Origin of the sequence: Arthrobacter sp. AG367, from assembly GCF_007828995.1 — a bacterium.
GTDB lineage: Bacteria > Actinomycetota > Actinomycetes > Actinomycetales > Micrococcaceae > Arthrobacter.
In genome coordinates, this window is sequence record NZ_VIVE01000001.1 from 251,155 (window position 1) to 273,551 (window position 22,397).

19 protein-coding genes are annotated in these 22,397 nt (G+C 61.7%); 6 read left to right on the top strand and 13 right to left on the bottom strand.

What is annotated here, in order from left to right:
• Positions 1-21 precede the first annotated feature (21 nt).
• From FB478_RS01140 to FB478_RS01150, 3 genes are read right to left on the bottom strand one after another with little or no spacing between them, the layout of a single operon-like run.
• Complete coding sequence (locus FB478_RS01140) at positions 22-1,542, bottom strand: APC family permease (protein ID WP_144599664.1); 1,521 nt, start codon at positions 1,540-1,542, stop codon at positions 22-24.
• Between the two features lie 48 nt (positions 1,543-1,590).
• Positions 1,591-2,895, bottom strand: a complete 1,305-nt coding sequence (locus FB478_RS01145; RefSeq protein WP_133832278.1) for an NAD(P)/FAD-dependent oxidoreductase — start codon at positions 2,893-2,895, stop codon at positions 1,591-1,593.
• A 57-nt stretch (positions 2,896-2,952) separates the two neighbouring features.
• Positions 2,953-3,306, bottom strand: coding sequence for a cupin domain-containing protein (locus FB478_RS01150; RefSeq protein WP_144599665.1), 354 nt, complete (start codon positions 3,304-3,306; stop codon positions 2,953-2,955).
• Positions 3,307-3,427: 121 nt separating this feature from the next.
• Between FB478_RS01150 and FB478_RS01155 the strand changes: the two genes are divergently transcribed.
• The 5 genes from FB478_RS01155 to FB478_RS01175 all read left to right on the top strand — a co-directional run bounded on the left by FB478_RS01155 (position 3,428) and on the right by FB478_RS01175 (position 8,958).
• A complete protein-coding gene (locus FB478_RS01155; protein ID WP_082581737.1) occupies positions 3,428-4,015 on the top strand; it encodes a TetR/AcrR family transcriptional regulator in 588 nt (195 codons plus the stop codon).
• 437 nt (positions 4,016-4,452) lie between these two features.
• Positions 4,453-6,339, top strand: a complete 1,887-nt coding sequence (locus tag FB478_RS01160) for a beta-glucoside-specific PTS transporter subunit IIABC (RefSeq protein ID WP_056391259.1) — start codon at positions 4,453-4,455, stop codon at positions 6,337-6,339.
• Positions 6,326-7,777, top strand: coding sequence for a glycoside hydrolase family 1 protein (locus FB478_RS01165; RefSeq protein WP_133832280.1), 1,452 nt, complete (start codon positions 6,326-6,328; stop codon positions 7,775-7,777). The genes FB478_RS01160 and FB478_RS01165 overlap by 14 nt, the downstream gene beginning before the upstream one ends.
• A 42-nt stretch (positions 7,778-7,819) precedes the next feature.
• Positions 7,820-8,650 (top strand): PRD domain-containing protein, encoded by an 831-nt coding sequence (locus tag FB478_RS01170; RefSeq protein ID WP_133832281.1) that lies wholly within the window; start codon positions 7,820-7,822, stop codon positions 8,648-8,650.
• 41 nt (positions 8,651-8,691) lie between these two features.
• Positions 8,692-8,958 (top strand): HPr family phosphocarrier protein, encoded by a 267-nt coding sequence (locus FB478_RS01175; protein ID WP_056391300.1) that lies wholly within the window; start codon positions 8,692-8,694, stop codon positions 8,956-8,958.
• A gap of 142 nt (positions 8,959-9,100) precedes the next feature.
• Here FB478_RS01175 and FB478_RS01180 read toward each other — a convergent pair whose 3' ends face one another.
• The 8 genes from FB478_RS01180 to FB478_RS01215 all read right to left on the bottom strand — a co-directional run bounded on the left by FB478_RS01180 (position 9,101) and on the right by FB478_RS01215 (position 19,437).
• Positions 9,101-10,009, bottom strand: a complete 909-nt coding sequence (locus tag FB478_RS01180; protein WP_056391271.1) for a ketopantoate reductase family protein — start codon at positions 10,007-10,009, stop codon at positions 9,101-9,103.
• Between the two features lie 19 nt (positions 10,010-10,028).
• Complete coding sequence (locus FB478_RS01185; protein ID WP_082581738.1) at positions 10,029-11,522, bottom strand: aldehyde dehydrogenase family protein; 1,494 nt, start codon at positions 11,520-11,522, stop codon at positions 10,029-10,031.
• 34 nt (positions 11,523-11,556) lie between these two features.
• Positions 11,557-12,918, bottom strand: coding sequence for an aromatic acid/H+ symport family MFS transporter (locus FB478_RS01190; protein ID WP_056391274.1), 1,362 nt, complete (start codon positions 12,916-12,918; stop codon positions 11,557-11,559).
• Positions 12,919-13,077: 159 nt separating this feature from the next.
• Positions 13,078-14,685, bottom strand: a complete 1,608-nt coding sequence (gene mdlC / locus FB478_RS01195; protein ID WP_082581739.1) for a benzoylformate decarboxylase — start codon at positions 14,683-14,685, stop codon at positions 13,078-13,080.
• A 227-nt stretch (positions 14,686-14,912) separates the two neighbouring features.
• Complete coding sequence (locus FB478_RS01200; protein WP_133832282.1) at positions 14,913-15,782, bottom strand: LysR family transcriptional regulator; 870 nt, start codon at positions 15,780-15,782, stop codon at positions 14,913-14,915.
• A 384-nt stretch (positions 15,783-16,166) separates the two neighbouring features.
• Entirely contained in the window at positions 16,167-16,505 is a 339-nt protein-coding gene (locus FB478_RS01205; protein ID WP_056391280.1) for a nuclear transport factor 2 family protein, read from the bottom strand.
• Positions 16,502-17,881 (bottom strand): MFS transporter, encoded by a 1,380-nt coding sequence (locus FB478_RS01210; RefSeq protein ID WP_056391283.1) that lies wholly within the window; start codon positions 17,879-17,881, stop codon positions 16,502-16,504. Before FB478_RS01210 ends, FB478_RS01205 begins: the two co-directional genes overlap by 4 nt.
• Positions 17,882-17,901: 20 nt before the next feature.
• Positions 17,902-19,437 (bottom strand): carboxylesterase/lipase family protein, encoded by a 1,536-nt coding sequence (locus FB478_RS01215; RefSeq protein WP_144599666.1) that lies wholly within the window; start codon positions 19,435-19,437, stop codon positions 17,902-17,904.
• Between the two features lie 155 nt (positions 19,438-19,592).
• Between FB478_RS01215 and FB478_RS01220 the strand changes: the two genes are divergently transcribed.
• Entirely contained in the window at positions 19,593-20,591 is a 999-nt protein-coding gene (locus tag FB478_RS01220; RefSeq protein ID WP_018771318.1) for an Lrp/AsnC family transcriptional regulator, read from the top strand.
• 45 nt (positions 20,592-20,636) lie between these two features.
• Here the strand turns inward: FB478_RS01220 and FB478_RS01225 are convergent, their stop codons facing one another.
• Entirely contained in the window at positions 20,637-21,254 is a 618-nt protein-coding gene (locus FB478_RS01225) for an MBL fold metallo-hydrolase (RefSeq protein ID WP_134164200.1), read from the bottom strand.
• A complete protein-coding gene (locus FB478_RS01230) occupies positions 21,251-22,357 on the bottom strand; it encodes an S-(hydroxymethyl)mycothiol dehydrogenase (RefSeq protein ID WP_134164199.1) in 1,107 nt (368 codons plus the stop codon). Before FB478_RS01230 ends, FB478_RS01225 begins: the two co-directional genes overlap by 4 nt.
• Between the last annotated feature and the right edge of the window lie 40 nt (positions 22,358-22,397).

The window sequence follows — 22,397 nt, forward strand, 5'->3', positions numbered from 1 at the left end:
AGATCCCTCTTATCTGGGTATTCAGTTGCTTGGAGCTGGCGGGACGAATCGTGCTCTAGTCGCAGCGGGTTCGGCTGTGACGGCGGTGTCGGTGAATTCGATGGTGTGTTCGCTTCGGTTGCGGCGCTCCAGGGCCATGCCGGCAATGAAGGCGACCGGGACCATCACGAGCAGCCAGTTGGCTGTGACGGCGTCACCGCCAATGAGGGTGGTGAAGTTGCTGACCACCGACCAGAGCACCGCGGTCATCAGGATTACGGCCAGGATCGGGGCGATAAGTGTCTGCCAGATCCCCTGCCCGCCGTGGCGGCGGAAGAAGACGACGACGGCCACCGATGCCAGGACATAGAGGACCAGCAACGCAACAACCGCGACGCCGGCGAACCAGGCGAAAAGGGTCAGGACCGGGTCCAGCCCCAGGATCGCGAACGGGATTGTCATCACCAGGGCCATCGCGGTCTGAACGTACGCGGCGGCGTAGGGTGCGCCGTGGGAGTTGGTCCGGGCCAGGCGGGCTGGGATGGAGCCGCGTTGGGCCAGGGAGTGGAGGTAGCGGTTGATGGCGTTGTGGAAGGCGATGATGCCCGCCAGGACCGAGGTGATGAGGAAGGCGCCCCCGACCGGGCCGGCCCAGGCACCGAGTTTGTCGACGGCTGCTGCGAAGAAGAACGAGGTGGCGTCGCCGGATTCGACCGCTGCGCCGGCGGCTCCCTGTACGGCTGTCGGGCCGTAGTAGGAGACGAGCATCCAGGTGATGAAGGCGAAGAAGATGGCAATGACACTGACCGAGAGGTAGGTGGCCCGGGCAACGGTGCGCCGTGGATCTTTCGCCTCGTCGGAGTAGATCGCGGTTGATTCGAAGCCGAACATGGACGCTACGGCGAACATGATGGCCACCCCCGGTGCCCCGGCTGCGATCGCGGCCGGTGAGAAGCTGGCGGAAAGGCTGATTCCTTCGGGTCCTCCTCCTGAGGCCAGCACGCTGATGCCGAAGGCGAGCAGGATGGCAACTTCGGCGCCCACGAGGAAGGCCAGGAATTTGGCTCCGAGTTCAACGTTCCTTGAACCCAGGAGCTGCACGGCGCCCATGGTGACCAGCACCAGCAGCCACCACGGTATGGTCACTCCCGTGTAGGTCGCGACGAGGGCGCTGAGACTGGCGCCGTAGAGCCCGTACATGCAGGCCTGGACGGTGCCGTAGGCCAGCAGCGCCAGCCAGGCGGCGCCGGCACCTGTATGCCGGCCCAAACCTGCCCCGACGTAAGCGTAGAAGGCGCCGTTGGCGCGGATCCTGCGGCTCATGGCGATGAATCCGACGGCGAAGATGATGATGACGACGCCGACCGTGAGGTAGGCCCCGGGAGCCCCGGCCCCGTTGCCGAGGAACACCGTGAGGCCGGATGCCCCCGCGATTCCGGTCAGTGGTGCTTGGGCGGAGAGGACGAAGAAAAGGATGCCGAGGACTCCGATGGAGCCCTTTTTCAGGTCGGTGCCCGGCGTCGTTGCCGCGGTTGAACCCGTGGATGTTTCTGTCTTTGACATGGTGGATGTCAACCTTCTTTGAGGATTCTTTGGGGTAGCCGTGCAGGGTTAGGCGCGACGCTGGTTGATAGTGTGTGCTGCTTCCATTCCGCTTTCAATGGCTCCGTCGATGAAGCCACCCCAGCCGTTGGCGTAATCGGAACCTGCGAACAGCAGGGGCCCGTGTGGCTGCTGGAAACTGGGGAGGGATTCGGTGAGGAATCCCGTGCGGTGCATAGGCCAGGTCTGTCCCGAGAGGGGATCGCTGGTCCAGTCGTGGCTGGCGACGTCCAGGACCTCAAGGTCCGGCACAAGGAGGTCGACGGCGGCCTGGACCTGCTGGAGGTCGGTCGCATCGAGGCGGGCGGTGTCGGGGCCGAAGGCCACCAGGATGGTGTTGCCATCCTGGTCGTATTCCGCCTGAGCGTAGTTCAGGGGCCAGTCCGCGGCCCCGAGGGCAACGAAGGGCTTGACCTCGCCCTTGACGGTGATCCAGGCCTTAATGCCTTTGGAGACCTGGCCCTCGGTGATGGCCTGCTGCTCCGGAGCCGGCAGTGCGGGCTGGAAACCGATGGTTCCCAGAGCGCCGAGGGGCACGGTGCAGATCGCGTGTCCTGCCTCGAAGGTGTCGCCGGTGCTGGTGATAACGGACGCCTTGTCGCCGGCGTACTCGACTGCGGCGACCGTCGTTCCGAGCCGTACGTCAGTGCCCTCGGCGATGCTGTTGATCAGTTTGCCGGTGCCGCCTTGGATCTTGAACGTCGCGCAGGCTTCGAAGTTGACCATCCAGTCGCCGTTGGTCAGCGCCACCCACCGCAGGGCCTGGGTGAAGGCTGCGTGGTCAACGGGGCCGTTGAAGTTCAGTGCCCAGAACGATTCCAGGATGTCGCGGGAGTAGGGCGAGAGTCCGAGTTCGGTGAATTTCTCGGGCAGCGAGACATTATCAATACTTTTGATGTCCGGGCTGATGAACGGGCTGAACGGCTGCGGGAAGTAGGTTCGGGACTCGTTCATGAGTTTCCGGTTCGGTTCGTCGATATCGCCCAGCAACTGCTCCGGGGTGCCCTCGTGGCGCTCACCGCCGGCCCACCAGTAGGCCGTCTCAGGGACCGGGCTTTGTACGGTACCCAGCCCGTAACGCTTCATCTCGGACCAGACATAGGGCTGGGTCCAGTGCACCCATGTCCCGCCCATCTCTAAGGGACGGCCCAGTTGCTCGTCCAGCCAGGTGCGCCCTCCGATCCTGTCCCGTGCTTCGAGGACAACGACGGAGTGCCCGGCCTGGCGGAGCTCGCGGGCGGCGGTGAGACCAGCGAAGCCGGCACCGATGATGATGACGTCCGCTTGCTCCGCGGTTGGGTTGGTGTTAGTCACGTTCGGCTCTTTTGCTTTCAAAACGATTCTGGGAATTGATCAGCTGGCGGCTGTTGATCAGGAGTAGACAAAGAACTCGGTGGTGTCTTCAATGACGGTCCATCGGGTCTGGGTGCCCTTATTGAAGGAAGCCGCGCAGCCGGGACGAAGGTCGAAGCTTTCTCCGCCTTCAACTTCAATGTGGAGGTGGCCCTCAAGAATGTGGAGAGTCTCGTCGGCCTCGATCAGAAGATCGAAAGGCTCCGGAGCATCTTCAGTAGTGACGTGCCAGAAACCGGCAGAGAGCGCAGGCCGGTCCCCGTCGCCCGGGCTGCGGACCCACTGGACCTGGCCCAGGATGAACGGCTCGTACTTCTGCGGATCAAAGGCGTCGTGGACGGTGAAGCCGGTGGTGGTCTGGGAAGTGGACATCGTTGTCTCCTCGAGAGAAAGAATAATTACTAAGCGCCCGCTTAGTTGTGCGCTCCATCACATCTAAGCACCTGCTGAGTGTCGACGTCAATAGACGCTCGGAGAACGATAGAATCAAGCCATGAACGGGGATAGGCACAAGGGGTATGGCACAGGCCGGGAGGCGCTGCTGGTTGCGACAGTGCACGTCGTGGCGCGCAAGGGCCTGAGAGGCCTGACCTTCCGCGCCGTGGCGGAGCAAGCGGGGGTCAACAACACCCTGGTGGCCCACCACTTCGGCACTCGGGACGCGCTGATCAAGGCAGCCCTCGATTGGTCGGTGCAGCAATCCATCGGACTGTCGCAACTGGAAGAACTCCCCGCGACGGAAGAAGAGTTTTGCGAAAGCATCCTCGCGCTGATCGCCGAAAATCCCGACCTGCAAATCTTCCAGTACGAGATGATCCTGGAATCACGGCGAAGGCCCGAACTCGCCGAGGCCGTGCAACAGTTGTACGCACGCTACGTTGCCGCGTTCGCAGAGGGTTTACGTCGAATCGGATTCGGTCAGGAGGAGGGTGCGGCCCAGGCTGCCTTCGCGGCACTGGATGGACTGGTGCTGCAGCTCCTGGCCGGCGTCGACCGGCAAGGCGTAGAAAGGTCAATCCGCTACCTCTGGGTGGCATTAGGCGGCCACATCACTGCCGGCGCGGTCAGCGGGGCTAACTAGCAGGATTCACTGCCGGAGCTGTATATCCATGTGCGCTACTGGCCACCGCTCCACCGCCGAGGGCGTAAGCCATTCCTCTTGTAGAACCACCTCATGCGTCAGGTAGCGTCGTGAAAACGCCGCCATTTATCGCCGAAGGTTACGTATTGGGGCCTAAGCTGACGCTTTTGGCACCGATTTCTGCCGTCAGGCTGGGTGTGTACTTCATCTGATACTGCTCAGCCACATCGTGCGGCAGTGTTCGCGCTCCATGGGGGGCTATTGCGTGAGTTAGTGATAGGCGCTACTCTGGTGGTCGGACATGTGACTGGTAGTGCAGGCAGGATCCAATGTAACGCTTTTCAAAAAGCGGGACGTTGGGTCCTTTTTTTGTGCCTGAACGACGAGGAAACGCATCGGTGCGTACGCGCATGGACTTGGAATCCAAAGGAGGACCCATGACAACCCAGGAGAACGCGAAAGCGATTTTGGAGCATGTCGGCGGCGACGCGAACATCACGAACCTGCACCACTGCTCAACGCGCCTACGCTTTAGCCTCGCCGACGACAGCAAGGCCGATGTGGCTGCACTCAAGGCGATTCCGGGCGTCCTTGGCGTCGTCAAGGGGTCGTCCCAAACCCAAGTCGTTGTCGGCGACCGGGTTGTTGACACCTTTGCGGCGATAGAGGCGCTTCGAGGACCGGGCGGCCAGCCAACTTCTCCATCTCAAAGGGCCCCATACAGCTGGAAGTCCCTGGGCGGTACCGTCATGGACTTTGTGGTCAGCGTATTTACCCCCATCATTCCGGCCATTGCGGGGTCCGGTATCTTCAAATCGTTGCTCGTTCTGGCATCTGCCCTGGGGTGGCTGGACGCTAAGAGCGATAGCTACAAACTGCTGGCCGTCATTCCCGATGCGGTCTTCGGGTTCATTCCCCTGCTGGTGGCGTATACCAGCGCCAGGAAACTGAAAGTCAACATACCTCTTGCCATCGGTCTCGTGGGCGTGATGGTCTACCCCGCCTTCACTGCATTGGCCACCAAGGAGGGCGGCGCCGCACTCTTCGGCCTTCCCGTACCGGTTGTGGCTTACACCGCCCAGGTATTTCCCGCCATCCTCACGGTCCTGCTGCTCGCCGTCATAGAGCCGCTCTTCACTAAGCTGGCGTGGGCTCCCATCCGGATCTTCTTCGTACCGATGATGTGCATCGTCATCGTTGCACCAGCGATGATCTTCCTGCTCGGGCCGCTTGGATTCTGGCTCGGAACGCTTCTCACCGGTGCTATGACCGGGCTGCACGGCTCACTGGGTTGGGTCGCCGTCGCACTGCTGGCAGGCGTGCTGCCCCTGATCATCTCCGTTGGGATGCACAAAGCCTTTATTCCTCCGACCATCGCAACGATCGCCGCGACCGGACGGGAATCGCTTTACCAGCCCGCCTCCCTGGCCCACAACCTCAGCGAGGCCGGCGCCGCCCTTGGCGTTGCCGTCCGCACCAAGAGTCCCGCGCTGCGTGCCACCGCTCTGTCTGGCGGAATCTCGGCACTTTTCGGTATCACTGAACCGGCCCTTTACGGCGTCACTCTTCAGAACCGCAGGGCTTTCATCGCCGTTGTCGCAGGGGCGGTGTCAGCCGGAGCCTACATGGGCATAATGCACGTGGCCGGTTTCGTCGCGGTTGGGCCAGGGCTCGCGAGCATCACATCCTTTATCGACGCCGACAACCCCCAGAACCTTCTGCATGCGGTCATTGGACTGCTGGTGGCCGTCGGGGTGTCCTTCGTGACGGCAGCTATCCTGTGGCGTGACGATGTGTCCGCAACCGTCCGCCAGTTCGGCGACGTGAAAGTTGAGACGCCTGAGGGAGCCCGCATCCTCAGCCCGCTCACGGGGGAGGCCATCGCGCTCTCGGAGGTGTCCGATCCGGTCTTCGCAACGGGCGTGCTGGGAGAGGGACTGGCCATCCGGCCCACTAACGGTGAGGTTCGCTCTCCCATCTCAGGGGTGGTGACGGCCCTTCTGGATTCGAAGCACGCAATCGGCATTCGCGGTGATGACGGTGTCGAGGTACTTATCCACGTCGGTATCGACACAGTTCGTCTTGGCGGCAGCGCGTTCGTTACCCACGTGTCAGTCCGTGAGAGGGTCGAAGCCGGGCAACTACTGCTCGAAGCAGACCTCGCCGCAATCACGAATGCGGGTTATGACACCACTACTCCCGTGGTCATAGTCAACTCTGCCCGCTTCGATGTCAGCCCCGTCGAACCACACGCCATTGCGGCCGGAGACCTGCTTCTGGTCGTCAACGAAAAAATCAAGGAGAAGATCGATGCCACTGCCTGAAACTTTCCGATGGGGCGGCGCCCTGGCAGCAAACCAGGTAGAGGGCGCCTGGCGCGAGGGGGGCCGCGGTCCGGCTGTCTCCGACGTCGCAACCTACAAACCTCACGCGGATCCCAAGGACTATGCCGTTCACCATCAGGTGACGGTGGAAGGCATCAACGCGGCGCTGGCCGACCAGAACGACCAGATGTATCCCAAACGGCGCGGCATAGATTTCTATCACCGGTACCCCGGCGACCTGGCATTATTCGCGGAAATGGGCTTCACCACGCTGCGGGTTTCTATTTCCTGGACCCGGCTCTTCCCAACGGGCGAAGAGGTTGAACCGCTGGCCGAAGGCGTCGCTTACTACAAGGCATTGTTCACTGAAATGCGGCGCCTGAACATCGAGCCTCTGGTGACTCTCTCGCATTATGATCCCCCGCTGGCACTGGCTCTGAAAAACAACTGCTGGGTTGAGCGCCGGACGATCGAACTTTTCGAGCGCTTTGCCCGGACCTGCTTCACAGAGTTTGGACACCTGGTCAAGCTCTGGCTCACCTTCAATGAGATCGACGGCATAACACGGCACCCGTTCACGTCGGGCGGCATCATTGACCAGACCGTTGAAGGCAGCCTGGATCAGGCCTGTTACACGGCTCTGCACCATCAGTTCATCGCCGCTGCGTCGGTGACCAGACTGCTGCGGGAGATCTCACCTGATGCCCAGATGGGCTGCATGCTGACCATGCTTGTGACCTACCCCAATACCTGCCGGCCGGAAGACGTGGCGGCGACCCAAGCCAAGGAACGGCTCCTTTACCTCTGCTCCGATGTCCAGGCAGGCGGCGGCTACCCCCGTCTGGCACTTCGTGCCCTCGAATTGCGGGGTGTGAAGATTCCTTTTGAGGATGGTGATGTGGAGTTGTTGGCCGAAAATACCATCGACTTCATATCGTTCAGCTACTACAACTCCATGACCGAGTCGGCAGACCCCAACGCGGAGCGCACGCCCGGAAACACCGTGCTCGGCGTGAAGAACCCCTTCCTGGGATCCACCGAGTGGGGGTGGCAAATCGACCCGATCGGACTAAGGATCGCGCTGATCGACCTCTACGACCGCTACGCAAAACCCCTGTTCATCGTCGAGAACGGTTTGGGAATGCGTGATGAACTCACGGAGGACGGCAGGATCCACGACCCGTACCGGATCGAGTACTTCCGGGCACACTTCCAGCAAATGATCCAGGCCATAGAGGAAGGGGTGGACCTCATGGGATACGTAAGCTGGGCGCCCATCGACCTGATCAGTTCATCAAGCTCACAGATATCAAAGCGCTACGGTTTCATCTACGTTGACCAGGACGATCTCGGCCGCGGAAGTGGTAAGAGATACAGGAAGGACTCGTTCTTCTGGTATCAAAAGGTCATCGCATCCAACGGGGCCGACTTGAGCTAGCACTGCTTCGAAGTTCTTGGCATCGTCAACGGAGACAAACACATGCAGATCATCACAAAGGTGCTCAACTCCAGCGTCCTGCTCGTCGAAGACGAACAGGGAGTTGAGCATGTTCTGCTCGGCAAGGGAATTGGTTACGGCCAAAAGGCAGGCACCTGGGTGGACGGGACGGGTGTCGACCGGGTCTTTGTGTCCCTTGACGATGCCAACCATCGAAACTTCGTTGAATTGCTTGGACAGGTCCCTGGCGAGTTCGCCGAGTTCACCCGGGCTATTGTTGCCGACGCGAAGGCCGAAGGCCTCGAACTGGACGAACACATCTACCTGTCGCTCACAGACCACCTCCACTTCGCCGTGGAGCGCCAAAGACGCGGACTTTTCGTTGTCAACCGGCTCGCCTGGGAGGTCCGGAACGTTTATCCGACGCAATACGCCGTGGGATCCCGCGCGGTTGAGAGGATGAATCAACAGGGCGGTTTCAACCTTCCTGACGACGAAGCGGCCAACATCGCGTTTCACATAGCCAACGCCGAACGGGGCAAAGCCGGACTTGATTCGATGCGGGTCGTCGAGCTCATCAGGGCGGTTTCGACCATCGTGTCGAACGTATCAGGGGTGAGCCTGGACCGTCAGGACCTCCATACGTCCCGCTTTATAACCCACCTTCAGTACATGGCTGAGCGGTTCTTCGCCTCCCGACTGCTTACCAGCGATGACGATTTCCTGTTCAACAGTCTCAGCGAGCGTTATCCGAAGGCAGTCTCCGCAGCCGAACGGGTGCGGACCTTTGTCGCTCAGAAGTACCACACAGACTTGCCCAACGAGGAAGTGGCTTTCCTCGCCTTGCACATCGCCAGGGCATCAAACGGATAAAAATGGCGCGGCACACCCTCGCCATCACGAAAGGCACCTCCATGACACAACGAACAGCAACGATAGCGTCCACCGCAGGCCTGCACGCGCGCCCGGCTGCGGTTTTCGCCAGGGCAGCAGCAGACTCCGCTCATGACGTATCCCTGAGTACCAACGGCCAGACCGTGGACGGCCACAGCCTCCTCTCCATCATCACCCTGGGCATAGCCCACGGGGACGAAGTCGTCATCGACGTAGCAGGCGAGGATGCAGGCAGGGTTGCGGACGAACTGGCTGCGCTCCTTTCCTCGGACCTGGACGCCCACTAGCTACACGGTCTGCTGACTCGGAATCCATCCCATCCGGTCGCACCACACAGGCAAAACAGAACGGTCTTCCTGTCCAGCGGGCAGGAAGACCGTTCTATTATTTGGTAACGCCCTCAGACGCCCGATTTCCGGGGAATCCGATTTACGATACAGCTGACAGGACTAGTTTCGATAGCGTCCAAAGCACGGGTGTGGGGACGCCCGCCTCCTGTCCGAGGCGCACTACAGCGCCGCCGATGTAGTCGATTTCGGTGCGTCGTCCGGCTTCCCGGTCCTGCAGCATGGACGTCTTATGGTCCTTATGACGGGTGAAAGCATTCTCAAGAGCTGACTCTACGCGGTCCCGCTGCAGTGTGACTCCCTTGGTCCGGGCGACCGCGGTGGTTTCATCCAAGACCCGATCAACAATGCGACGGGCTTCCGGACTTGAACCGATTTCCCCTACAGTTTGGCCGGTCACGGCACTGAGCGTGTTCAAAGCGGCATTGAAGGCGATTTTCTCCCAGATGGCCTGATGGATGGCCGGATCGGACGTGGCATTCAGGCGCGCCGTGTTGAGCCTGGCCGCCAGATCATCCGTTTCCCGTTCCAGGCCGCCGGTGAGCGGCCCGAGACGGACCTTCCCGCCGGAGCTTGTGCTGAGAAAGCCCGGCCGTTCCAGATCAGCCGGAAAGTCCGTGATCCCGATCCACGTTCTCTCCGCACCAAATTCCTTCGCCAGGATTTCTGCGTTGCCAAGCCCGTTCTGCAGGGTCAGCCCCATGCTCCGCTCATCGATGAGATGCCGGATGGATTCGATGGCCGCAGCGCTGTGGAACCCTTTGGTGAACACCACCACCAGCTCAAGGGGTTCGGCAAAGTCCTGCGCCGTGCCTGCCCTGGCTGGTGCATGTTCGGCCTGTCCGTCGGTGGTCAGGCTAATCCCGTGACGGTTCAAGGCTTCGATGGTCGTCGCTGAAGCATCGATGAACACAACATCGTTGCCGGCAAGCTGCAACCGGGCACCAAACAACTGGCCCATTGCCCCTGCGCCGAGAATTCCAATGGTCATTGGTATGGTCCTGTCGGTGTTAGAACGGGTACTGGCGGGGGCTGCTCTGGACACTGACCCAGTGGTCTGTGGTGAATTCCTGGATCGCCCACTCGCCGTTGAAGCGGCCGAGCCCGGAGCTCTTCTCTCCGCCGAAGGCAACGTGTGGTTCGTCGTTGACGGGGATGTCGTTGATGTGTGTCATGCCGGCTTTGATGCCCTTTGCGAAGGCAACTCCACGTTCGGGACTTCCGGTGAAGACCGCGCTCGAAAGCCCGAAGCTGCTGTCGTTGGCCAGTTGGAGCGCATGGTGTTCGTCCCGGGCCCGGAGGATGCCTACCAGCGGTCCGAAGATTTCCTCACGGGCTATCTCCATGTCGGGATTAACGTCCGCGAAGATGTGCGGGGGCAGGACGTTTCCGTTCACCTGCCCGTCGAGTACCGTGCGGGCACCCTGCTCTTGGGCGAGCCGGATCTTTTCCTGCAGCCCCTGAAGCTGTTTGCTGTTGATTACTGGCCCGATGATGGTGGCTGGATCAGCCGGGTTGCCCACGGGCAGGTTACGCACACGGGCAGCGAACTTCTCCACGAATTCATCATGGACTGCATCATCGACAATGATCCTGTTGATCGCCATGCAGATCTGTCCCTGGTGCAGGAACTTGCCCATCGCCGCGGCCCTGACCGCCTGGTCAATGTCTGCGTCTGCAAGCACCACGAAGGGGCTGTTGCCACCAAGTTCCAGCGCCACGTGCTTGAGATGTTCGCTGCTGGATGCCAGGCGTGCCACGTTCTGTCCCACCGGGGTGGAACCCGTGAACGAGATGAAGGACGGAACCGGATGTTCTACGAATGCATCACCGATTTCTGATCCTGCCCCGATGACGACGTTAAGGACCCCTGCCGGCAGGCCTGCTTCTTCGAAGACTTTCGCCAGTACGAGCCCGCCGGTGACCGGGGTGTCGCTGGCTGGCTTGATGACGACGGCGTTGCCCAAGGCCAAGGCGGGGGCGATGGACCGCTGCGTGAGGTGCAGTGGAAAGTTCCAGGGGCTGATGACGCCGACGACTCCCAGCGGCCGGCGGTAAACCCGGTTTTCTTTGCCGGCGGTGTTTGACTCAAGGATGCGCCCCTGGACCCGGTGCGGGAAGGAAGCTGATTCGATGGTGATGCCGATGGCCGCACCGAGCTCGATATTTGCCTTGAGGACAGTGCTGCCGGATTCGGCTATGAGCCAGGAGATGATTTCCTCGCGGCGGGTTTCCATTATCTGTGCCGCTTTCAGCATGACCTTTTGACGGGCGGCGGGGCTGGTGGCTGCCCACGCTTTGCCTGCTGCTTCCGCGCTGCTGAAGGCGTCGTCCAGGTCGCTGGTGTCTGCTTGCCGAAGCTCGAGCAGTTGTTCGCCGCTGAATGGGTTGGACACCTTCAACACCGACGGGGAGTTGCCAGCGCGCCACTGACCACCGATGAACTGGTTCCCGGTGATCCATGAAGTTTGATTGGGGGTTTCGCGCTCGATTTCTACAGTCATCTTTCACTCCTGATTGGATTGTTTGGTTTTGTCTCTAGTTGGTGCCTGCGTGGGTCGCGGCTGCTACCGGACCCGGCTGCGACGCATCTTTTTTGTGGGAGGTCCGCGTTGTGAAGACAAGGAGGACGGCAATGATGGCGACGATCCCAGGGGCGGCAAAGATGAAGAAGTTCTGCTCCGGTGGAAGATTCATCGCCAGCAGGCTTCCTCCAAGTACCGGCCCTGCGATTGCTCCCAAACGTCCCACGGCCGAGCACCAGCTGACACCCGTGGACCGGATGGCGGCCGGGTAGAAATCGGCGCCAAAGGCATGCACAACTGCCAGGGTGCCGACCGTGGTGGCTCCAGCCAAGAAGAGCAAGGCGTTGAGCAGGACGGGGGAGGGGTGCATGCCGAGGAGGAGAAGGGAGATGGCTGCGAGGGCGAAGAATGCCACCAGCACTTTCTTGTTGCCGAACCGGTCACCGAGCCAGCCCCCGGCGAGGGCGCCGGCGGTGGCCCCGATGTTGAGAACGACCAGGAACTGCAGGCTCGAGCCGAGGTCGAAGCCGCTGGCGATCATGATTTTCGGAAGCCAGGTGTTCAGGCCGTAAACCATGAGCATGCACATGCCGAAGGCGACCCAGATCATGGGCGTACCGAGTGCGCGTCCGGCCCGGAAAAGTGCCGCTGGAGATACGGATTCCCGCTCTTTGGCTGCAGGCAGTGACCAGTCAGCCGAGGACGCATCAACGGACGGGGCTGACCGGTTCAGCAGCTTGCGGGCCTCAGCGGCACGGCCGCGGTTCATGAGGAACGCCATGGATTCGGGCATGTGACGGTAGATCAGGGGAAGGATTAGCAGGGAGATGCCGCTGACAAAGAACACTGCCCTCCAGCCGAGCAGAGGGAGGATCCACATTGCAACAAGGGTGGCGATGATCGATCCGACCGAGTAGATGCTCAACATGATCGTGGTCAGGGTGTGCCGTTTAGCGGCAGGGGAAAGTTCATTCATAAGGGAAACGACGTTGGGGATGACGCCTCCCAGGAAGATGCCAGTGATGAAACGCAAGGCCCAGAAGACGTCCGGGTTAGGGGCAAAGCCTGTAGCGATCGCTGCGAGGGAGAACAGGAGGGTTCCGTGGACGATGATCGGGCGTCGTCCGACCCGGTCGGCAAGGGAACCCAGAACGAGGGCCCCACACATCATGCCCATCAGGGCGGCGCTTCCAAGCCATCCTGCCTGGTCCGGCCCGAGGTTCCACTCCTTCATCAGGGTCGGGAGTACGGAGCCGTAGACGATCAGGTCGTAGCCATCGAAGAACATGATGAACGAACAGCACAGAAGCAGGATCATGTGGAATTTGGTCAGCGGTGCTCCTGCCATGAGGGAGCCGGGGGTGGAGTGCGTCATTGCGATTCCTTACCTGGGGTTGGGAGGTATAGATGCCCGATGGCAGCCCGAATGGACTGCAGCAGGCGGTGAAAGGGTGGAGAGGGCCCCGCGGGGGTCCGTCGCAGCCGAGCCCAGGGAAGTGGGCACGGGCGCGGTAGGGTGTGGCGGTTTAGATACTCAGTCAGCAGTGATTCGCGTATCGATGAGGAACGGGCCCGTTCCTTCCAGGGCTTCCTTGTACGCCAGTACGAACTCTTCCCGGGTTTCACTTCTGATTGCTGGAACGCCGTAGCCTTCGGCGATGGCGACAAAGTCGATCCTGCCAAGTTGAAGGCCCGGCACATCGGGTACGCCCATGCGTTGTGCGAAGGCGGCCAAGGCCCCGTAGCTGGAGTTGTTGACGATGACGAAGACCGTGCGGGTCTGGCGTTGAGCGGCGGTGTACAGGGCGGTGATTCCGTAGTTGGCCGAACCATCGCCCACCGTGGCCACGACGGTCTTTGAGGGATCACCCAATGCCATGCCTACTGCTGCGGGGAGGCCGAAGCCGAGACCGCCTGAGGCGGGAAAGTGGTACATGCCCGGGCGGTCGATGGCGATGCGCTCAAGGTATTCGAGGTCGAGAGTTGTCGTCTCATTGACGTACGCAACGTCGGTGCGGGCGTTGGCGTTTAGTACTTCGAGGACCTCAGTGCCGGTCATACCATCCGGCGAGGTTTTGGCAGGTGGAAGGACGCGGGTACCGCGCGGTCCCCGCCGCCGGCCGCGGTCCTTGACGCTCTCGGAGAGAGTCCTGGCCGCCTCGGCTACGTCAGCGACGATCGCGCGGCCGTACGGCGCACGCGTTGCTTCACGGGGGTCCTGGGTGAGTTGGACCACCTGTGTTCCGGCAGTGAGGTAGTGTCCCGGCTCCCAACGGTGGTACCGGAAGACCGCCGCGCCCAGAACAAGAACCACATCGTGATCCGCCAGGCGCTCCCGCACGGAACAGATGCCCGGAACCAGGACACCGGCAAAGTTGGGGTGCGTAGTGGGGAAAGGACAGCGCGAGGGGGAAGGGGCGACGTAAACGGAAGCGTCGGTCTTCTCCGCGAGGGAGATAACGTCGTCGAAAACACCGGCGTCAAGGACCGCAGCTGCGTCTACTTGGGGACCAACGACGAGGGCGAGATTCTTTGCCCCATCCACGAGGGAGAGGAGTTCCTGGGTTAGTCCTGGTGTGAGGCCCCCTGCCGACGAGACGGAACGGGTGTTCAGCAGGACATCGTCTTCAAGGGCTGTCTCGGCCCAGTCGTCGAGCGGGACTGAGACGTACACCGGCCCGCAGGGCTGGGTGGACGTCTCAAAAATGGCCTGAGCCAACGTCCGCGGTACGTCAGCAGGGGAGAGGGGCTCGTGCGAGTACTTCACAAGCGGTGCCGGCAGCATGGCGGCATCCGCGCTGGCAAGCATCGTCTCCTGGCCCACAGTTCGCCGCACCTGCTGACCCGCGAGGATGACCATCGGCGTGTGCCCGTATCGAGCGTTCGTCAGGGCGCCCATGGCATTGCCGGACCCCGAAGCCGCGTGAAGATTGACCAAGGCTGGACGGCCGGTAGCCCGGGCATAGCCCTCCGCCATGCCGACAACCACCTGCTCGTGCAGGCCAAGGACAAAATCGAAGTCTTCGTTGAGGCCCGCCAGAAAGGGGAGCTCATTTGACCCGGGGTTCCCGAAGACGGTTGTCATGCCATGGGCACGGAAAACGTCCAGGCTGGATTCCAAAACAGTCTTCTTGCGGGTCACCGGCGTCCTCTTTCAATGTGTTGCGAAGCCCCAGCAGTAATTGGGACTCGGGATCTGCAGGAGGCCAACGCATAACATGCCGCCTCTTCGCCTAGTCCGAGTTTCGGTCCCGGGCCTCACTAGAAAGGCTAAGTGACATCAATCACCCAGGTCTAATAAAGATTCAGGCATGTATTCATAGGTGGTACCTATGGGTTTGCGACGCGGTCTCCGGACCTAAGTTCCTGTCAGGAGGCCTGCATTCTTTTGATCGCCCAGTCGACAAACCAGGATGTCGCCGATGAAGACCTGTCCAGCGCTGCATGCGCACGGACTGGGGCAGCGAACTCGTCGCTGGGCAAAGCCCTGACCTCAAGGCCCCATCGACTGATCCAGTCAGGCGTGACAACCTCCGGAACGAAAGCGACCAAGTCCGAGGCGGAAAGGATGCCAGGAATCGCTGAAAAGCCTGAAAGATACACAGAACCTGGTACCGGCGGCGGCAATAGTGACTGCATAAGGGCATGCCCTGTTGTCCCGCGCACAACGATTCGCGGAAGTACAGTCAGTTCCTCGAACGTTGGCTTCTCACCGGTGAATCGGTTGGGGCGGGAAACACAGACGTATCGATCCCAACGGATCACCGAGGTGAACAGCGACTCTGCAAGCAGGTTTGACGAAACGGCAAGGTCCAGTTGGCCCGAGGCAAGGTCCTGACCTGCCGTTTCTGTATTGAGGTTGGCTACATCGAGGCTGCAGTGTGGGGCTGCTGCAGCAAGACCGGATACCAGTGCCGGAAGGAAGACCGCTTGCCCCAGGTCAGTCAGAGCGATTCGAAACGTGGTCTGTGCCGTAGTGGGGTCAAAGCTCGTGAGTCTGTTAACTGCCGCATCGGCAAGCTTCGGTAGCGTGCCAATCTCCTCGTATAGCTGCAGTGCCGAGCGGGTAGGAGCGATTCCGCGCCCTTCCCGCCGGAACAGTGGCGCGCCCGTGAACCGGCTAAGCCTGTTTAGCCCCTGAGTAACGGATGGTTGGGAAATCTTCAGCCGCTCGGCGGCTCCCGTCACTGAGCCTTCTTCGATAACCGCCGCAAACACCCGGATAAGGTTCAAATCCACAAAGAACGCCTCTCCTTAGCCATAAGGGGCTCCAGGCTCAGAGTAGCAACCTGCTGCCGAAGCGCGAACACCGGGTTCTGCAGTCATTTGATCCATGGAGCCCCCGTCAATTTCTCACGTACAACTGGACTACGCCATGACTGCACCATTCGACTCACTCAGGTGACGGAGAAGTGCCTCGTAAAGGCGCGGCTTACTTGGCTTTCAGTCAGGAGCCGATATTGAAGAATCCGTCAGCCTCAACAGGGCGTCACTGCCCAAAAGGAAGAGTGTCGCATTGTCCACACCCTGGGCTGTGGATCGGCTCATATTGTCCTTGTACTACAGCGGTCAGGAAAACAAGGGACGACGGCGGGAATCCCGCCGTCGTCCCTTGTTCGGTCTTTAGGCTCTATAGGCCCACTGTGCGAGCAGCCGCCCTTGGGCATCGTACTTTTGGACGGCCAGTCCTGGCCCTTGGTAGCTCATGCCGGCTAGAGGGTTGTGGTGGTCGTAGGTGAAGGCGATGAGTGGCCCACTTGAAGCGACATCGTGCAGGTGAAACCGGGTTTGTCCGGCCCCTTCGCGGGCCAAGGCGCTAACTTCCTCCAGACCTTGGTATGTCTTGTCGAGATCGACGATGTTGTATTGAACGTCGTCGTGGAAAGTGGCGATCAGGGGTTCCGCGTCTCCGTTGTTGTAGGCCGCCATCACGGTTCGGACTGTTTCGGAGAGGGTGCTCACGACGCCGCTCCTGCTTTCCCTGGGGGTGCCGTTTTCAGGCCGCTGTCATGCCCTTCTTCGATGTTTTCCTGATTCGTTGGGGTGCGGGGGATGGCAAGGGCAGCGAGTGCCCCGGCTACCGCGACGCCTGCGATGAACAAGAGGGGGACGATGACATTGCCGGTCCAGTCCTGACCGAGCCCCATGACGTAAGGGCCAAGGAAGGACCCTATGGAGCCCACGGTGTTGATCAACGCGATGCCTGCGGCGGCCGCCGTCATGCCCTTGAGTTGGAGGTTGGTGACCGCCCAAATAATGGGGCCGGTGGCGGTAAAGAGTGCACTTGCGAGGGATATTCCGATGAGGGTGGGGACCAGTTGATCGCCGGTGGCCACACTGGCGACCAGTCCCAGTGCGGCCAGTACCATGCCCGTGACCAGTACCCGCCGGTGGGCCTGGCTGCGGTCGCAGTAGATGCCAAGGGCGATGGTCGCCACGACAGCGACTGCGAACGGGACGGAGGACAGATAGCCGATCGTCATTACATCCGTTACGCCGGTGTTCTTGATGATGGTTGGTATCCAGAAGACGACGGCGTAGATGCCTATGTAGTTGGCTGCCAGGATGACGCCGAGGAGCCAGACCCGCCTGTTGGTGATGGCCTTCTTGAACTGCGTTGTTGCTTTCTCACGCGCGCCGGCCGGGCCGAGGCTTGCCGCAATGGCGGTCTTTTCCTCATTGGTGAGCCACGCGGCGTCCTTCGGTGTGCTGGCGACGGCAAAGAAGAAGATAATGCCAAGGAGGGCTGCCGGAATGCCCTGGATCACGAAGAGCCATTGCCAGCCTGCGATACCTGCGAGTCCCCCCAGGCTGGACATGACCCAGCCGGAGAGGGGGCCGACGAACATGCTGCCGATGGGTCCTGCGATAACCAGCAGTGCCAGGGCCTGGGCGAGGCGTTTGCGTGGGAACCACTGGGATAGGAAGTAGACCATGCCTGGGTAGAAGCCGGCCTCTGCGATACCGAGGAAGATCCGGGCAATGTAGAACTGTTCAGTGTTTTGGACGAAGCCGGTAGCGATGGTGACAACGCCCCAGGTGACCATGATGCGGGCGATCCACATTTTTGCGCCGACGCGTTCGAGGATCATGTTGCTGGGCACTTCAAAGAAGATATAGGCGAGGAAGAAGATCCCGGCGCCGAGCCCGTAGGCAGCTGCCGAGAGACCGATGTCGGCACTCATTTCGAGCTTTGCGAAGCCGATATTGACCCGGTCGATGATGGCCACGGCGTAACAGATGGAGGCCAGGGGCAGGATTCGCCAGGCGAGTTTCTTGTAGAGGGTGGTTGGCAGGTCCCCGGTGCCTTCTGAAGCTGTGTTGTGGGTGTACGTCATTGTACGGACTCTTTCGCTCGTCAGTGGGTTGTGTTGTGTGCTGGATGCAGGGCGGGGAATGTCCACCAGGTGTCGGGCTGCCACTCTGCCGATTCCCATACCTGCCGTTGTTGCTGCCGGGGGTCCGGGACCACTGTTGGGGTGGTGTCCAGCAACATTGTCCACCGTTCTGTTCGCCGGTATTCCGGCCAGAAGGGCAGGTCGTGGCTTTCGGGTTTTCCGTGGTGGATGAAGGTTGTCCACGCCTGCCGGATTCCTGATGCCAGAGTCTGTAACGCCGGTTCTGCCGCTTCGAGTCCGATGTCCCAGACGAAGGGAACGTCGGCGCCATGGAACCCCCACTTCTCCTTGGGGGCGCCGGGGCTTGGAGCATCGAAGCGGTAACGCCAGCAGGACGCGTGTTCGGACTGGCTGTCGAGCAGCCGAATGGTGGGGATGCCGTACCGTTCGTCGGCCAGCACGGCGCAGTGTAGGCGGCGCTCGTCCGCCTCTGGGAAGGCGCTCCGGTAAATGTCCAGCACTTGTTCTGCTTCGTCCCCGAAGATCTCCTGTAGGACGCGTGGTGACTGTTGCGATGCACACGGGTCGGCGAGGTCGTAGCTTCCGGCCTCGTTGGCTGTCACGCCGGCCATGATGTTGATCCCCCTGGCGCGGCCCTTGGCGAAGGCGTGGACCGGGGCCTCGGGAAGAATGAGTCCGTCTACGGTTGGGCGCCAGACCCAGGTTGCCCTGACGCCGGCGGCAATCTCCTGCTGTGCGGCGAGGATTGTCTCAACGGGCATCGTTAGGAGCTCCGTGGCATCCGCAGGGCTAAGGCCGAGGGTGCGAAGCAGTGCAGCGGTGACCTGCTCTGCGGTGTCGGGGGTGTTGAGGTGCTCGCCGCCACTTTGAATGATTCCGCGGTGGAACAGGCCCTCGGCCATTGGCGAGGCCATCAGATTGACCACGCTCTTGGCCCCGGCGGAAACACCGGCGATGGTGATGCGTGAAGGGTCTCCCCCGAATGCGGCCACGTTGTCCCGGACCCATTTCAGTGCAGCGATCTGGTCCAGTAGGCCTGCGTTCGCCGACGAGGCGTACTGCTCGCCGAGGAGGTGGTCCAGCTTGAGGAAGCCGAGGGCTCCCAGCCTGTAGTTGACGGTGACCACGATGGTGCCTTCGAGGGCGAGGGCTGTCCCGTCGCCGATAAAGTTGGCTCCTGATCCCCAGGTGTATCCGCCGCCGTGGAACCAGACCAGAACCGGACAGGGCGAGTTTGCCGACTGCGTCGGTGCGGTGATGTTGAGGAAGAGGCAGTCCTCACCCATGGGCGAGTCATCGTCCGACGGCGTTGCCCCGCCAGGCGGCACGAGCTCGGCCGCGAGCACCTGCGGGGCACGCGTTGGAAACGTGGTCACGTCCAGAATGCCCTCCCACGGCTCTGCCGGCTGGGGAGCCTGCCACCGCAGGGCTCCGGTCGGGGGAGCGGCGTACCGTATCCCGCGCCAGCTGATGGTGCCATCGTTCGTGACCCCGCGAACTGCTCCCTGACGCGTCATTGCGACTGTGCCTGTCATTGCTTTTCCTTCACTAGGTATCGACTTCGTCAACAATCGTGTGCTGGGTCACGTGTTTCCGACAACGATTTCTGGATAAGTGGAAGAATCAGCCAAAAGTCTGGCGGAAAGTCTAGAGTTGGAGGTGACAAAGAAGTCGTAAAAGGGAGCGGGAAATGGATGTGCTGGATGAGCTGGACCAGCGGATTGTCGGCGCCCTCCAGGTAGACGGGCGCGCCTCGTGGGCGAAAGTGGCCGCATCATTGGGGGAGGCCGAACGGACGGTGGCGCGGAGGGGCTCCGAGCTCCTCCGGGACGGGCGGGTGCGGATACGCGCGTTGCCGAATCCGAGCCGCTTCAGGCATCTGGAACAGTTTGTGTTGAAGGTTGCCTGCAATCCGGGCTCAGCAGGAATAGCCGCTGCGGCCCTCGCGCGACGGCCGGAGACCTTGTACACCTACATCCTCACCGGTTCGGCGGATTGTGCGGCGGAGTTTTCCAGCCCTGCTTCCAAGTTTGCAGAGCTGCTCATCCGGGACATAGGGAGCATCCCGGGGGTGAGGTCGGCCGCCACGTATCCGGTCCTCAGCTATCCCAGGACCATGCATCAGTGGAATCCCGGCGTCCTGACGCCGGCGGAGATTGAGGCGATGGGCGGAACCCGGTACTCGGAGGCTCCCACCGCCCTGGAGCACGTGGAGCAATTGGGCAAAGAGGACCGGCAGATTCTCCGGGCACTGGAACGCGATGGCCGCGCCAGTTATGAGGAACTGGCGCGTATCACTGGGCTCTCAGTGCAGACCGCCCAGCGCAGGGTGGAGCGGATGCGGCGCGAGGGCACATTGTTCATCCGTGCGGTCTTCGAGCCTGCGCTGCTCGGTTTGCCGGTGGAGGTTCTGCTGTGGGTCAAGGTGCCGTTTCCAGAACTGGACCGTGTGGAAGCGGAAATGCTTCCTTCTTCGTCAGTACGGTATGCCGCGGTCCTCGCCGGTGACTTCCAGCTTGTTGTCGATGCCGTATTTCCAAGCCGCGCAGCACTTTCTACCTATCTAAAAGGGGCTGAGTGGGCCACGCGGGCGCAGGCCATCGAGCCTGCCGTGGTGGTAGACGCGTTGAAGCGCAGCGGAACGATGGCGTTGTCGTTCGGCGAAGACCTCGGCGGGTACAGCTCCTGACAAATTGGCCATCGTTGCCGCAGCGGCAGCAGCGACTCCCAGGCACTACGCCAATGTGTTCAGCGTTTCCTGCTCGGCGGCGATGGTGGTGTCCTCGCCGTGGCCGGTGCGGACCACGGTGTCGGCCGGGAGGGTCAGGAGCCGTTCGCGGATGGAGGTCAGGATGGTGGGGTAGTCGCTGTAGGACCGGCCGGTGGCGCCCGGGCCGCCGTTGAACAGCGTGTCCCCGGTGAAGACCGTCCCCTCGCTTTCCAGGTAGAAGCAGGTGGACCCGGGCGAGTGGCCCGGCGTGTGGATTGCCTTCAGGGTTGCCCCGCCCACCTGGAACACGTCGCCATCGGAGTGGTAGTGGTCCGGTTTGGCGTCCAGGTAGACCTGCTCCCACAACACCAGGTCCTCCTTGTTCAGGTGGATCGGTGCGCCCAGGGCATCGGCGACCTCGCGTGCGGCACCGATGTGGTCGTTGTGCGCGTGCGTGAGCAGGATGGCCTTCACCTTCCGGCTACGGACCTGGTTGATGATCGCGGCGGCGTCGTGCGGCGCGTCGATGATGATGCATTCCTCGTCATTGCCCACGATCCAGACGTTGTTGTCCACGTCCCAGGTGCCGCCGTCGAGCGAAAATGTGCCGGATGTGACCAGGTTTTCGATGGTGACGCTCATGCGGACGCCCCGGCCGGCTGGACCTCGACGACGGAGCGCAGCACCTTGCCCTCGTGCATCTTGCCGAACGCTTCCTCCACCTGGTCGATGGTGATCCGCTCGGACACGAACGCGTCGAGGTCCAGGTTGCCCTGCTTGTAGTGCGAGACAAGCATCGGGAAGTCGCGGGAGGGCAGGCAGTCGCCGTACCAGGAGGACTTCAGCGATCCGCCGCGGCCAAAAACATCCAGCAGCGGCAGTTCCAGCGTCATCTCCGGCGTCGGTACACCGACAAGGACCACGCGGCCGGCAAGGTCGCGGGCGTAGAAGGCCTGCTTGTAGGTTTCAGGGCGGCCGACGGCGTCAATCACCACGTCCGCTCCGTGGCCTCCGGTGAGGGCGCGGATGGCTTCCACGGCGTCCTCCTGGCGCGAGTTCACGCCGTGGGTGGCGCCGAGCGACTTGGCCATGTCGATCTTGTTGTCGTCGATGTCCACGGCGATGATCGTCGTGGCACCGGCCAGCCTGGCCCCGGCGACCGCAGCGATGCCCACGCCGCCGCAGCCAATGACGGCCACGGACTCGCCGCGCTTGACCTCGCCGGTGTTGATCGCGGCGCCGATGCCGGCCATGATGCCGCAACCCAGCAGGCCCACGGCGGCTGCGTCAACGTCCGGGTCCACCTTGGTGCACTGCCCGGCGGCGACCAGGGTCTTCTCGGCGAAGGCGCCGATGCCCAGGGCCGGCGAAAGCACGGTTCCATCCTCCAGGGTCATCTTCTGCGTGGCATTGTGCGTATTGAAGCAGTACTGCGGCTGGCCCTTGGCACACGCACGGCACTCCCCGCAGACGGCACGCCAGTTAAGGATGACCCGGTCCCCAGGGGCCACCGAGGTCACATCCGGGCCGACAGCACTGACAACCCCCGTGGCCTCGTGCCCGAGCAGGTACGGGAAGTCGTTTCCGATACCGCCCTGCTTGTAGTGCAGGTCGGTGTGGCAGACACCGCAGGTCAGGATGTCCACCAGCGCCTCCCCCGGACCTGGATCCGGCACCAGGATGGTCTCCAACGACACCGGAGCGTCCTTCTCCTTAACCACAACTGCTTGGACTTTATGAACCATGAATGTGCACCTTCGTTTGCGTTCTTGCTGTTGAACCGGG

Coding starts and splice junctions, on each gene's coding strand:
- FB478_RS01140 (WP_144599664.1), bottom strand. CDS start 1,542: ATGTCAAAGACAGAAACATCCACGGGTTCAACCGCGGCAACGACGCCG.
- FB478_RS01150 (WP_144599665.1), bottom strand. CDS start 3,306: ATGTCCACTTCCCAGACCACCACCGGCTTCACCGTCCACGACGCCTTT.
- FB478_RS01155 (WP_082581737.1), top strand. CDS start 3,428: ATGAACGGGGATAGGCACAAGGGGTATGGCACAGGCCGGGAGGCGCTG.
- FB478_RS01160 (WP_056391259.1), top strand. CDS start 4,453: ATGACAACCCAGGAGAACGCGAAAGCGATTTTGGAGCATGTCGGCGGC.
- FB478_RS01165 (WP_133832280.1), top strand. CDS start 6,326: ATGCCACTGCCTGAAACTTTCCGATGGGGCGGCGCCCTGGCAGCAAAC.
- FB478_RS01170 (WP_133832281.1), top strand. CDS start 7,820: ATGCAGATCATCACAAAGGTGCTCAACTCCAGCGTCCTGCTCGTCGAA.
- FB478_RS01175 (WP_056391300.1), top strand. CDS start 8,692: ATGACACAACGAACAGCAACGATAGCGTCCACCGCAGGCCTGCACGCG.
- FB478_RS01180 (WP_056391271.1), bottom strand. CDS start 10,009: ATGACCATTGGAATTCTCGGCGCAGGGGCAATGGGCCAGTTGTTTGGT.
- FB478_RS01185 (WP_082581738.1), bottom strand. CDS start 11,522: ATGACTGTAGAAATCGAGCGCGAAACCCCCAATCAAACTTCATGGATC.
- FB478_RS01190 (WP_056391274.1), bottom strand. CDS start 12,918: ATGACGCACTCCACCCCCGGCTCCCTCATGGCAGGAGCACCGCTGACC.
- FB478_RS01210 (WP_056391283.1), bottom strand. CDS start 17,881: ATGACGTACACCCACAACACAGCTTCAGAAGGCACCGGGGACCTGCCA.
- FB478_RS01215 (WP_144599666.1), bottom strand. CDS start 19,437: ATGACAGGCACAGTCGCAATGACGCGTCAGGGAGCAGTTCGCGGGGTC.
- FB478_RS01220 (WP_018771318.1), top strand. CDS start 19,593: ATGGATGTGCTGGATGAGCTGGACCAGCGGATTGTCGGCGCCCTCCAG.
- FB478_RS01225 (WP_134164200.1), bottom strand. CDS start 21,254: ATGAGCGTCACCATCGAAAACCTGGTCACATCCGGCACATTTTCGCTC.
- FB478_RS01230 (WP_134164199.1), bottom strand. CDS start 22,357: ATGGTTCATAAAGTCCAAGCAGTTGTGGTTAAGGAGAAGGACGCTCCG.